Source organism: Pseudomonas sp. P2S-1 (genome assembly GCF_057197725.1).
The window spans coordinates 1,705,206-1,717,590 of sequence record NZ_CM170068.1 but is presented as its reverse complement, the minus strand read 5'-3'; the positions used below and the strand labels follow the sequence as shown (position 1 = coordinate 1,717,590).

9 protein-coding genes are annotated in these 12,385 nt (G+C 65.5%); all 9 read left to right on the top strand.

Annotation, left to right across the window (positions count from 1 at the left end; genetic code table 11):
• Nucleotides 1–6: 6 nt before the first annotated feature.
• The 9 genes from AC2CQI_RS07595 (at nt 7) to AC2CQI_RS07555 (ending at nt 12,247) form a co-directional block, all read left to right on the top strand.
• Entirely contained in the window at nt 7–1,890 is a 1,884-nt protein-coding gene (locus AC2CQI_RS07595; RefSeq protein ID WP_484579761.1) for a feruloyl-CoA synthase, read from the top strand.
• Nucleotides 1,887–3,119: a thiolase family protein gene (locus AC2CQI_RS07590; RefSeq protein WP_484579760.1), complete on the top strand. Its 1,233-nt coding sequence runs from the start codon at nt 1,887–1,889 to the stop codon at nt 3,117–3,119. The genes AC2CQI_RS07595 and AC2CQI_RS07590 overlap by 4 nt, the downstream gene beginning before the upstream one ends.
• A 12-nt stretch (nt 3,120–3,131) precedes the next feature.
• On the top strand, nt 3,132–4,865 hold the full coding sequence (locus tag AC2CQI_RS07585; protein WP_484579759.1) for an acyl-CoA dehydrogenase family protein: 1,734 nt from the start codon (nt 3,132–3,134) through the stop codon (nt 4,863–4,865).
• Nucleotides 4,866–5,074: 209 nt separating this feature from the next.
• A complete protein-coding gene (locus AC2CQI_RS07580) occupies nt 5,075–5,788 on the top strand; it encodes a B3/B4 domain-containing protein (RefSeq protein ID WP_484579758.1) in 714 nt (237 codons plus the stop codon).
• On the top strand, nt 5,788–6,717 hold the full coding sequence (locus tag AC2CQI_RS07575; protein ID WP_484579757.1) for a LysR family transcriptional regulator: 930 nt from the start codon (nt 5,788–5,790) through the stop codon (nt 6,715–6,717). Before AC2CQI_RS07580 ends, AC2CQI_RS07575 begins: the two co-directional genes overlap by 1 nt.
• Nucleotides 6,718–6,994: 277 nt before the next feature.
• Nucleotides 6,995–8,398 carry an amino acid permease gene (locus AC2CQI_RS07570; protein WP_484579756.1) on the top strand — a complete coding sequence of 468 codons (1,404 nt, stop codon included), beginning with the start codon at nt 6,995–6,997 and terminating at the stop codon, nt 8,396–8,398.
• Between the two features lie 19 nt (nt 8,399–8,417).
• Nucleotides 8,418–10,061: a thiamine pyrophosphate-dependent enzyme gene (locus tag AC2CQI_RS07565; RefSeq protein WP_484579755.1), complete on the top strand. Its 1,644-nt coding sequence runs from the start codon at nt 8,418–8,420 to the stop codon at nt 10,059–10,061.
• 10 nt (nt 10,062–10,071) lie between these two features.
• Nucleotides 10,072–11,241, top strand: coding sequence for an amino acid aminotransferase (locus AC2CQI_RS07560; RefSeq protein WP_484579754.1), 1,170 nt, complete (start codon nt 10,072–10,074; stop codon nt 11,239–11,241).
• Nucleotides 11,242–11,500: 259 nt separating this feature from the next.
• A complete protein-coding gene (locus tag AC2CQI_RS07555) occupies nt 11,501–12,247 on the top strand; it encodes an outer membrane beta-barrel protein (RefSeq protein ID WP_075804992.1) in 747 nt (248 codons plus the stop codon).
• Nucleotides 12,248–12,385: the final 138 nt, after the last annotated feature.

Here is a 12,385-nt window from a genome sequence, read left to right as displayed (position 1 = left end):
ACCTGCGTGAATTCCGAAGCCAGCACACGGCCGGCCGACCGTGCCCAATCTCCACGCTATCGGCAGGTGTCCATCGGTCATCCCGAGGTCGAGGTCAGCGAAATCGACGGCATCCTGCGCATGCAGGCACGCGAGCCCCTGGCGCCGCTGCCCGCACGTTTGCTCGAACGCCTGGAATACTGGGCCGAAGCGCGTCCACGACAAACCTTTGTCGCTGCAAGGCAGAACGACGGTGCCTGGCGCGAGATCAGCTACGCCGACATGTTCCGGCAGGTGCGCACCATCGCCGCCCATCTGCTCGACCTGGGCCTGAGCGCCGAGCGCCCGCTGGCGCTGTTCTCCGGCAACGATATCGAGCACCTGCAGATTGCCCTCGGCGCCATGTATGCCGGCATTCCCTATTGCCCGGTGTCGCCGGCCTACGCCTTGCTCTCCCAGGACTTCGCCAAGCTGCGGCATGTCTGCGACGTGCTCACCCCGGGCGTGGTCTTCGTCAGCGACAGCCAGCCATTCCAGCGCGCCATCGATGCGGTGCTGGAGCCCTCGGTAGCGGTGATCAGCGTGCGTGGCACCGTCGAGGGCCGCCGCACCCTCGATTTCGCCTCGCTGCTGGCGCCGGCCGACCTGCAAAAGGCCGATGCCGCCTTCGCCGCCACCGGTCCCGACACCATCGCCAAATTTCTCTTCACCTCCGGCTCGACCAAGCTGCCCAAGGCGGTGATCACCACCCAGCGCATGCTCTGCGCCAACCAGCAGATGCTTCTGCAGACCTTCCCGGTATTCGCCGAGGAGCCGCCGGTACTGGTGGACTGGCTGCCGTGGAACCACACCTTCGGTGGCAGCCACAACCTCGGCATCGTCCTGTACAACGGCGGCAGCTTCTACCTCGATGCCGGCAAGCCGACGCCCCAGGGCTTTGGCGAAACCCTGCGCAACCTGCGGGAAATCTCGCCCACCGCCTACCTGACGGTGCCCAAGGGCTGGGAGGAACTGGTCAAGGCGCTGGAGCAGGATGCCGAGCTGCGCGAGGTGTTCTTCGCCCGCATCAAGCTGTTCTTCTTCGCGGCGGCGGGGCTGTCGCAGAGTGTCTGGGACCGTCTTGACCGCATCGCCGAGCAGCACTGCGGCGAACGTATCCGCATGATGGCCGGTCTCGGCATGACCGAAGCCGCGCCGTCCTGCACCTTCACCACCGGGCCGCTGTCCATGGCCGGCTATATCGGCCTGCCGGCGCCGGGTTGCGAGGTCAAGCTGGTGCCTCTGGGCGACAAGCTCGAAGGGCGTTTCCGCGGGCCGCATATCATGCCCGGCTACTGGCGCGCCGCGCAGCAGACCGCCGAGGTGTTCGACGAGGAAGGTTTCTATTGCTCGGGGGATGCGCTGAAGCTGGCCGACCCGCAGCAGAGCCAGTTGGGGCTGATGTTCGACGGGCGTATCGCCGAGGACTTCAAGCTGTCGTCCGGGGTGTTCGTCAGTGTCGGTCCGCTGCGCAACCGCGCGGTGCTGGAGGGCTCGCCCTATGTGCAGGACATCGTGGTCGCGGCGCCGGATCGCCAGTGCCTGGGCATCCTGGTCTTCCCGCGCTTGCCGGAATGCCGGCAACTGGCGGGGTTGGGGGCCAGCGCGACGGATGCCGAAGTGCTCGCCAGCGCCCCGGTGCGCGCGTGGTTCGCCGACTGGCTGGAACGCCTGAACCGCGATGCCCAGGGCAACGCCAGTCGACTTGAATGGCTGGCCTTGCAGGATGAAGCGCCCTCTATCGACCAGGGCGAGATCACCGACAAAGGCTCGATCAACCAGCGCGCCGTGTTGCAACGCCGCGCCGCCCAGATCGAGGCGCTGTATCGCGGCGAGGCGCCCGGCATGCTGCATGCGCGGGTGAAGGCATGAGCCTGTGCAGCCGCTTCGATGATCTGGCGATCGTCGAGATGGCGCGCACGCCTTGGATCGATCTGGGCGGTGCGCTGGCCGGGGTGTCGCCCATCGACCTGGGGATCCATGCGGGGAGGGCGGTGCTGGAGCGGGCCGCCATCGATCCGGCCAGCATCGACAGCGTACTGGCCGGGAGCATGGCCCAGGCCAGTTTCGACGCCTACATGTTGCCCCGTCATATCGGGCTCTACAGCGGTGTAGCGCAAAGCGTGCCGGCGCTGGCGGTGCAGCGGATCTGCGGGACCGGGCTGGAGCTGCTGCGCCAGGCCGGTGAGCAGGTGCGCGACGGCGTGCAGCGGGTGCTGTGCGTCGGGGCCGAGTCCATGTCGCGCAATCCGATCGCGGCGTACGAGCATCGTGGCGGCTTTCGCCTCGGTGCACCGGTCGGCTTCAAGGACTTTCTCTGGGAAGCCCTGTACGACCCGGCAGCGGGCGTGGACATGATCGGCACCGCCGAGAACCTGGCCCGGGAATACGGATTGAGCCGGGAAGAGGTGGATGCCTGGGCCTTGCGCAGTCATCAGCGGGCGTTGGCGGCTCGGGAGGCGGGCTGGTTCGATGCGGAGATCGCTGCTGTCCGCTCCGTGCGTTTTGACGCCGAAGACTGCCTGCCCCGGGGTATCGAACTGCCTCGGGGCATTAGCGAGGTGCTTCGCGACAGCCATCCGCGTCACACCGATACGTCTGCGTTGGCCCGCCTGCGAGCGATCCACGAAGGCGGCGTGCAGACCGCCGGCAACAGCTGCGCGGTGGTCGATGGTGCGGCGGCAGCGCTGGTCTGCCGCTACTCCGCCTGTGAACGGCCGCCGCTGGCCCGGGTGCTGATGGCCACTGTGGTAGGCGTACCGCCACGGACCATGGGCATCGGCCCGGCCCCGGCGATCCGCCTGCTGCTGGAGCGCAGCGGCCTGCGCCTGGAGCAGATCGACCGCTTCGAGATCAACGAGGCCCAGTCGGCGCAGGTACTGGCGGTAGCCCGCTCGCTGGAGCTGGACCCGGAGCGCCTGAATGTCCACGGCGGCTCCATCGCTCTCGGCCATCCGCTGGCCGCTACCGGCCTGCGCCTGGTGCAGACCCTGGCCCGCCAGTTGCGCGACGGCAATCTGCGCTACGGCATCGCCGCTGCCTGCATCGGCGGCGGGCAAGGCATGGCGCTGCTGATCGAAAACCCCCAATTCGCTGCTTGAACGAGGAAACCCATGGCCTATCGGGCGCCCCTGGGCGATATGCAATTCGTGCTGCAACACTGGTTGCGTGCCGACCGTGACTGGCGGCAGATGCCAGCCTTCGCCGAGGTCGATCTGGACCTTGCCGTGCAGGTGCTGGAAGAGGCGGCACGCTTCAGCAGCGAGATCCTCGCGCCGCTGAACACGCCGGGTGACCGTCAGGGTTGCCGGCTGGTCGAGGGCGAAGTCATCACGCCGGAGGGTTTCCCGGCGGCTTACCGCGCCTATGTCGAAGGTGGCTGGCCGGCGCTGGCCTGTGCGGTGGAGCAGGGCGGCCAGGGCCTGCCCCAGGTGCTGGATGCGGCGCTGCTGGAAATGCTCTACGCCAGCAACCATGCCTGGGCCATGTATACCGGGATTGCCCATGGCGCCTACCTGTGTCTGAAGACCCACGCTTCGGTCGAGCTTCAGCAGCGTTACCTACCCGGCATCATCAGTGGCGAAACCCTGCCGACCATGTGCCTGACCGAGCCCCAGGCGGGCAGCGATGTCGGTCTGTTGCGCTGTCGCGCCGCGCCGCTGGACGATGGCAGCTATGCGCTCAGTGGCAGCAAGCTGTTCATCTCCGGGGGCGAGCATGACCTGAGCCACGACATCCTTCATCTGGCGCTCGCCCGGTTGCCCGATGCACCGGCGGGCAGTCGCGGTGTCTCGCTGCTGCTGGTGCCGAAGTGGCTGGACAACGGCGAGCGTAATGCCGTGCATTGCGATGGCCTGGAACACAAGCTGGGCATTCGCGGCAGCGCCACCTGCGCGCTGCGTTTCGAGGGTGCCCGGGGCTGGCTGGTGGGCCAGCCGCACGGCGGGCTGGCGGCGATGTTCGTGATGATGAACTCGGCGCGCCTGCATGTGGGCCTGCAGGGGCTGGGGCATGCCGAGGCGGCCTGGCAAATGGCCCGCGACTATGCCCTGGAGCGCCGGCAGATGCGTGCGCCGAAGCACCCCGAGGGTATCGCTGCGGCGCTGGCCGATCCGATCCACCTGCACCCGGCGATGCGCCGGATTCTCCTGGAGCTGCGGGTGCGTACCGAAGGCATGCGCGCCATTGGCTACTGGGCTGCGCACTGGCTGGATATCGCTGCCGAAGCGGCTGACCCGGCCCTGCGCGGCAAGGCCGAGACCCTGGCCGCGCTGCTCACGCCCATCGTCAAGGCCAGCTTCACCAGCCAGGGCTTCGAGCTGGCGAGCAAGGCCTTGCAGGTGTTTGGCGGCTATGGCTACACGGCGGAATTCCCCATCGAGCAGACCTTGCGCGATAGCCGGATTGCCATGATCTACGAGGGCAGCAACGAGATTCAGGCCAATGACCTGCTGCTGCGCAAGGTGCTTGGGGATGGCGGCGAGGGCTTTGGGTTGTTGCTCGCGGAGCTGCGCGCGGAGGCGCAGGCCACCGGGTCGGTGTACGCCGAGGCGCTGGGCGAGGTGTGCGACGGGCTGGAAGGGCTGATGCCGGAATTGCAGGCGTTCAGTGCCGGGGATGGCGAGTATCCGTATCGGGCGGCGGGGGACTTCCTGCAACTGTGCTCTATCAGTTTGCTGGCCTTTGCCTGGGCCCGGAGTGCCCGCTGTGCCGAGGGGCTGGCGGAGCCGTTGCGGCGGGAGAAGCTGGAGAGTGCGGGGTTCTGTTTCGATTATCTGTTGCCGGAGTTCGATCGGCAGGTGGCGGCTGTAAGGGCGGCGCGGGCGCCATTGCCCTTCATTGGCTGATCCGGCCTCATCGCTGGCAAGCCAGCTCCCACAGGGATCGGCAGCGCTGCGGACACTGTGGGAGCTGGCTTGCCAGCGATGAGGCCCGGGAGAGCACTACAGAATCCAGCTATTCGATACCTGCATACCTGACTTGCACAAACCGCCGCCCTCAGCCCCTCTGGCCCGGTGCTATAGTCCGCCGACCCCCGATCCCCAGAGGAGCCCCCGTGAGTACCTTCACCTATACGGTCAGCCCCGATATCTTCCGCGATCACCCCGACTACCGCCGTGGTGTGGTGGTGTTCCGCAACCTCGACAACGCCCGCCCCGATCCCGACCTCACTGCGCAACTGCGCGCCAGCGAGGCCTCGGTACGCCAGCGCATCAGCGGCAACCCCGCTGACTTCCCGCAGATCGCCGCCTGGCGTGACGCTTACCGCCGCTTCGGCGCCAAGCCCTCGGAGCACCGGGCCTCCATCGAAGCCCTGAGCCGCCGCGTGCTCAAGCCCGACAACCTGCCGGACATCAACCCGCTGGTGGATATCGGCAACCTGCTGTCCCTGCGCTACCTGCTGCCTGCCGGAGTCCACCCCGTCGGTCCGCAGTCGAGCCACATCGAGCTGCGCAAGGCCCGCGATGAAGACCGTTTTCTCGCCGACGCCGGAAGCGCAGCCGAAACCATCGCCCCCGGCGAAATCGTCCTCGCCGCCGGCCCGCGCATCCTCACCCGGCGCTGGACCTGGCGCCAGGCCGCCGATACCCGCACCCTGGCCGACACCGGCCATGTGTTCTTCGATATCGACGGGCTGCCACCCACCAGCCCGGAAGACGTGCAGGCCGCCATCGCCGACCTGATCGAACTGGTCGCGCGCTTCTGCGGCGGGGAGTGCCTGGCTCACGCGGTGCTCGACGCCGCGCATCCCAGCCTGAACATCGCCTGATGGGCCAGGCCTTCAACAACCTCAGCATCGGTCAGTTGCGCGTGCTGCTGACCCTGCTGGAGGTGCGCAACCTCAGCCATGCCGCGACCCGCCTGGGCACCAGCCAGTCGGCATTGAGCCGGCACCTGGCGCAGTTTCGCGAGGCCTTCGGTGATCCGCTGCTGGTGCGCCAGGGCCGCCAGTACATCCTCAGCGAGCGTGGCCTGGCGCTGGTCGAGCCGATCAAGGTGGTACTGGGGCAGTTGCAGGACCTGGGCACGCCTTCGCAATTCTCCCCGGCCACCTGCGAGCGGCGTTTTGCCCTGGCCGGGTCCGATCACGTCGCCCAGTACATCCTTCCGCAATTGCTGCGCGACCTGGCCGAGGTGGCGCCCGGGGTCAGCCTGGATTTCCGCCCCTGGGAAGCCAACCGTTTCGACTGGCTGGCCAACGGCAAGGTCGACCTGGCCACCAGCATGATCGAAGACACCCCGGCCGAGTTTCACGGTCGGGTGATCGGTGAGGACATGGCAGTGTGCGTCATGCGCAACAGCCATCCGCTGGCCGGGGAGTCACGCTTGAGCGTGCAGCAGTTCCTTGCCTGGCCGCACCTGAAGATCAGCACCGGCGGCGACAAGGACAGCTTCGTCGACGCCTGGCTGCGCAAGCATGGCCAGCAGCGCGACCTGAAACTCACGGTGCCGTACTACTCGGCGGCGCTGGAGGTGATCCGCGACAGCAACATGCTCTTGATGCTGCCGGAACATATCGCCCGCAAATGGAGCGAACAGGCCGAGGTGTGCAGCAGGCCGCTGGCCTTTGTCGAGCATCCATTCCGTTACTGGGTGGTCTGGCATAGCCGCACCCATGCGTCAGCGGAGCAGCAGTGGTTTCGCAAGTTCATTTATGAGCATTGCCGGGGTTCGCAATTCCTCAGTCCCGGTTCTTGAAGCTTCAAGCCTCAAGCGGTAAGCGGCAAGAAAGAGCAGTCCGCGTCGCCGCGGCTTTTTCTTGCCGCTTGAAACTTAAAGCTTGCAGCTATCCATCCCCCGCATAGTTGCCATTCAATATTGCCGGCTGTTGCGCCGGAAACTTGCTGGTAACTTGAAGTTCGACGAAGTGCACAAACAACTTCGCACTAAATAAGAGTTTAATACTTCACCTGCCGAACTATCGCCAGGCGCCGGGTCATGCCGTGCCTGAAAAACAATACGGACAATAAAGACGATGAGCAGAAACATTGATGCCGACCCCGCCCTGGCGCGGGGTCTGTCCAACCGGCATATCCAGATGATCGGCCTCGGCGGCGCCATCGGCACCGGCCTGTTCCTCGGCAGCGCCGGGGTGATGAAACTGGCCGGGCCTTCGCTGCTGCTGGGCTATGCGCTGGCGGGGCTGATCGCCTTCCTGATCATGCGCCAGCTCGGTGAGATGCTGGTGGACGAGCCGGTCTCCGGTTCCCTGAGCCACTTTTCCAACAAGTACTGCTCCGGTTTCATGGGCTACCTGGCCGGCTGGAACTACACCGCCGGCTATATCCTGGTGGGCATGGCCGAGCTGACCGCCGTGGGCAAGTACGTGCAGTTCTGGTGGCCGGAAATCCCCACCTGGGCCTGCGCTGCGTTCTTCTTCGTGCTGGTCAACGGCCTCAATTTGCTGGCGGTGAAGGTCTACGGCGAGGCGGAGTTCTGGTTCGCGGTGATCAAGGTCACGGCGGTGGTGATGATGATCGCCTTGGGGGCCTGGCTGCTGTTCGGCCCGACCCCGCCTGCGGGAGCGGCGGTCAGCAACCTGTGGAGCCATGGCGGCTTTGTGCCCAATGGCTTCGGCGGGTTGATCCTGGCCCTGCCGCTGATCATGTTCGCCTTCGGTGGCCTGGAGTTCATCGGCTTTACCGCCGGCGAGGCACGGGACCCGCAACGCACCATCCCCCGTGCGATCAACAAGGTGCTGCACCGTATCGGCCTGTTCTATATCTGCGCCCTGGCGGTGCTGCTGGCCCTGACGCCATGGGATGAGCTGGTGGCCTCGCTGTCGGCCGGCGGCGACCCTTACAGCGCTAGTCCCTTCGTGAAAATCCTCGATCTGCTGGGCATCGGCGCGGCGGCCCATGTGCTCAACCTGGTGGTGCTGACGGCGGCGCTGTCGGTGTACAACGCGGTGGTCTACTGCACCGTACGCCAGTTGCATGCGATGGCCGGGCAGGGTCATGCACCGAAGAAACTGCTCAAGCTCAATCGCAACGGGGTGCCGGTCAATGCCCTGTTGGTCACCGCCGCGGTCACGGCATTGGCGGTGATCCTCAACTGGCTGTCGCCCAACGGCACCCTTGAACTGCTGATGGCCCTGGTCGTGGCCACCACCATCATGAACTGGATGCTCACCAGCTATACCCACCTGAAGTTTCGCCGGGCGAAAGTTGCAGCGGGGGAGAGCACCGGTTATCGCTCGCCACTGTTTCCACTGAGCAACTATCTGTGCATCGCCTTCATCCTTGGAATCATGCTGATCATGGCCTTTATTCCGTCGATGCGTATTTCGGTCTGGTTGATTCCGCTGTGGTTGCTGCTGATCTACGGCAGTTACCGCAAATATCACGCGATGAAGTCCGGCGCGCTGCGTTTCGAATAATCCGCAACAGGAAATGATGATGAAATCCCAACTCCCCGCTGTTCAACAGCTCACGGGCGGCGAAGCCCTGGTCGAAAGCCTCAAGGTGCATGGCGTCGATACCCTGTTTGCCCTGCCCGGGGCGCAGATCTACGGCCTGACCGATGCCCTGGCGCGCAACGCCGAGAGCATCCGCACCGTTGGCGCCCGGCATGAACAGACCAGCGCCTACATGGCCTTCGGTTATGCCCGCTCCACCGGCCGCCCCGGCGTGTTCACCGTGGTACCCGGCCCGGGCATCCTCAACGCCAGTGCCGCCATGCTCACCGCCCACGGCTGCAATGCCCCGGTGCTGGCCCTGACCGGTGATGTGATGAGCGGCTTCAAGGACCGCGGTCGCGGCCAGTTGCATGAACTGCCGCGCCAGTTGGAAATCCTCCAGGGCATCGGCAAATGGGCAGCCCATATCGAACAACCGGCGGACGCGCCGTGGCAGGTGGCCCAGGCCTTCCAGGCCATGCAGTCGGGGCGGCCAGGGGTGGTGTCGTTGCAGGCGTCGTGGGACTTCTTCACCCGTGGTGGAGCGGTGCGCATGCAGGCGCCGCTGGCGTTGCAGGCCAAACCGCCGGTGGATACCGATGCGCTGGAGCAGGCGGCGAAGCTGCTTTCCGGGGCGAAGGCGCCGATGATCTTCGTCGGTTCCGGTGCGCTGGAGGCCAGCGCCGAAGTCGGCCAGCTCGCCGAAGTGCTGGGTGCCCCGGTGGTCAGTTTCCGTGGCGGACGCGGTGTGGTTTCCGATGATCATCCGCTGGGCTTTACCGTCGCTGCCGGTGCGCGCCTATGGCCGCAGACCGATGTGGCGGTGGTGATCGGTTCGCGCTTCGAGCTCCTGGATATCCGCTGGCGCCATCGCCCGGCCGGGCTGAAACTGATCCGCATCGACATCGATCCGGCGGAGGTGCGGCGGATCCCTTCGGAGGTCAACCTGCTGGCGGATGCCGCCGAGGGTTCCAGCGCCCTGGCCGAGGCGGTGCTGCGCGTCGGTCCGCCGCGTCGTCGCGACAGCGAGATCGCCGAGGCCAAGGTAGCTGCCGAGCAGGCGATCCAATGCGTGCAACCGCAACTGGATTACCTGCGGGTGATCCGTGAGGTGCTGCCACGGGACGGCTTCTTCGTCGAGGAGATTTCCCAGGTTGGTTTCACCTCGATCTTCGGCTTCCCCGTGTATCAGCCGCGCACCCTGGTCACGTCCGGGCACCAGGGCACCCTGGGCTTCGGCTTCCCCACGGCGCTAGGGGTCAAAGCGGCCCATCCGCACAAGGCGGTGGTGTCGATCTGCGGCGACGGCGGCTTCATGTTCGCCGCCCAGGAACTGGCGACGGCGGTGCAGTACCAGCTCAACCTGGTGACCATCGTGTTCAACAACAACGCCTTCGGCAACGTCTACCGCGACCAGCAGGAGAGCTTCGGCGGGCGTCTGCTTGGCTCGGAACTGGTCAACCCGGATTTCGTGCGCTTTGCCGAGTCCTTTGGCGTGCAGGCGGTGCGTGTTGCTTCGCCCGCACAGCTGCGGCCGGTGCTGGAACAGGCCTTCGCTGCCGATCGCCCGGTGCTGATCGAAGTCAGCGTGCCCCGTGGCAGCGACAGCAGCCCGTGGCAATTCCTTCACCCGACCTTCAACTGAGGCGCACCTGATGTTCGAACATGTCGAAACGTACCCCGGCGACCCGATCCTTTCGCTGATGGACAATTACCAGCGCGACCCGCGCACGGACAAGGTCAACCTGAGCATCGGTTTCTACTACGACGACGCGGGCCAGGTGCCGGTGCTGGAGTCGGTGCGCCAGGCCAGGGCGCTGCTGGAGGCGCGGGCGGAAAGCGCCAACCTGTACCTGCCCATGGACGGCCTGCCGGACTTTCGCCGGGCGGTGCAGGGCTATCTGTTCGCCGAGGCGGATTGCGAGCGCATCGTCACCCTGCAGAGCGTCGGCGGTTCCGGTGCGTTGCGGGTCGGGGCGGATTTTCTCAAGCGTTACTACCCGGACTCGCAGGTGTGGGTCAGTGATCCGACCTGGGACAACCATCTGGCGATCTTCCAGGGGGCCGGGTTCGCGGTGAACCGCTATCCGTACCTGGATGGCTCCGGGCAGCAGGTGGATTTCCCCGCAATGCTGGAGGTGTTCGCCAGGCTGCCGGCCAACAGCATCGTGCTGCTGCATGCGTGCTGCCATAACCCGACCGGGGTTGACCTGCAACCGCAGCAGTGGGATGCGTTGTATGCGCTGTTCCGCGAGCGGGGTCTGATTCCGTTCCTCGATGCCGCGTACCTGGGGTTGGGGCAGGGGCTGGATGAGGATGCCTATGCCATCCGTGCCCTGGCGCGGGCCGGGATCACCGGGCTGGTGAGCAACTCGTTCTCCAAGGTGTTCTCGCTGTATGGCGAGCGGGTCGGGTCGTTGTCGGTGGTCTGCGACAGCGCGGCGATTGCCGCGCGGGTAGCGGGGCAGTTGAAGGGGACGGTGCGGACCAATTATTCCAATCCGCCGCGGCATGGCGCGGAACTGGTGGCGACGATCTTTGCCAACAGCGAGTTGAGCACACTGTGGCGCAGTGAACTGGATGGCATGCGCGAGCGGATGTTGGCGATGCGTCGGGCGTTGTTCGAGCGGATCGAGCCGGGGCTGGAGGTCGGGTATCTGCTGCGCCAGCGGGGGATGTTCAGCTACACCGGGTTGAGTGCCGAGGCGGTGGATCGGATTCGGGAAAAGCACGGGGTGTATCTGATTCGCAGCGGGCGGATGTGTGTGGCCGGGCTTAATTCATCCAACCTGGATGCGGTGGCGAGGGCACTTTCGGACCACTGATAATCGGGTGTTCTTGAGGGCCTCATCGCTGGCAAGCCAGCTCCCACAGGTCCAGCGGTGCACGCGATCCCTGTGGGAGCTGGCTTGCCAGCGATGAGGCCCTCAAGAACACCCATAAAACCTGGGCAAGGCCCGTCCCAGAGCCTCGCCTTGTGCGAAACATTTCACAAATCTTTCACTTTATTTCGAACTTTCCTACAGACCCCTCCCTCGAAGCCCTGCATTCGTTAATACGTTTACCGTCATGGAGGCTTCACCAATGCGTACCCGTAACCTGCTCGCCCCGACCTGCATCCTGGCCCTGCTGGGCGCGCCCCTGGCTGCCGTCGCTGCGCCGAGCACCGACCCGCTGTTCACCCTCGGTCTGACGGGCAGCTACGACAAGTTCAAGTTCGAAGGCGGCAGCGAATCCGACGATAGCCATATGGGCCAGGGCGGTGTGTTCGCCACCTTCGGCAACAAGCTCACCGCCGAATCCGGCTTCATCTACCAGCTCGGTGCCGAGGCCAAGTACGGCAAGAAGAACGACAACAAACTCAAGGAAGCCCAGGCTGACCTGGACCTCGGCTGGCGTGCCGCGCTGGATGCGCGTAACTTCGTCGATGTCAGCGTGGGTGGTGGTTATGGCTGGTCGCGCTTCGAGCCGGACATCAACGACATCGACACCAAGCTCACCGTCAAATCGCCGTTCGCCAAGGCTGCGCTGGGCTACAACCACCAGTTCGACGCCTCGACCCTGCGCGTCGAAGTCGGTGCCCGCCACACCATCGACGGCCGTGCCCGCCTGAAGGTCGAGGACTTCGGCAGCGACAGCGTCGACCTCAAGGACCGCACCAACCCCTATGCCGAAGTCAGCCTGCTGATGAACCAGCAGGGCGGCATGCCGATCCAGGTCGGCGCCTACTACACCCGCACCGAGTACAAGCTGGACGAGGACTCGGCAGTGGCTGACAACACCAAGCTCAAGCGTGACGAGTTTGGCGTGAAGGTCGGTCTGGCGTTCTGATGCAGTAAGTCGCGACACAGCAAAACCCCTGTGGGAGCTGGCTTGCCAGCGATGAGGCCAGATCAGACAACAGTGTTGCCAGTGAGGGCCCTATCGCTGGCAAGCCAGCTCCCACAGGGGCCAAGGTGACCACAGAAT

Excerpts from the sequence above, each read along its gene's own strand:
- AC2CQI_RS07590 (WP_484579760.1), top strand. The coding sequence starts at position 1,887 with ATGAGCCTGTGCAGCCGCTTCGATGATCTGGCGATCGTCGAGATGGCG.
- AC2CQI_RS07585 (WP_484579759.1), top strand. The coding sequence starts at position 3,132 with ATGGCCTATCGGGCGCCCCTGGGCGATATGCAATTCGTGCTGCAACAC.
- AC2CQI_RS07575 (WP_484579757.1), top strand. The coding sequence starts at position 5,788 with ATGGGCCAGGCCTTCAACAACCTCAGCATCGGTCAGTTGCGCGTGCTG.
- AC2CQI_RS07570 (WP_484579756.1), top strand. The coding sequence starts at position 6,995 with ATGAGCAGAAACATTGATGCCGACCCCGCCCTGGCGCGGGGTCTGTCC.
- AC2CQI_RS07565 (WP_484579755.1), top strand. The coding sequence starts at position 8,418 with ATGAAATCCCAACTCCCCGCTGTTCAACAGCTCACGGGCGGCGAAGCC.
- AC2CQI_RS07560 (WP_484579754.1), top strand. The coding sequence starts at position 10,072 with ATGTTCGAACATGTCGAAACGTACCCCGGCGACCCGATCCTTTCGCTG.
- AC2CQI_RS07555 (WP_075804992.1), top strand. The coding sequence starts at position 11,501 with ATGCGTACCCGTAACCTGCTCGCCCCGACCTGCATCCTGGCCCTGCTG.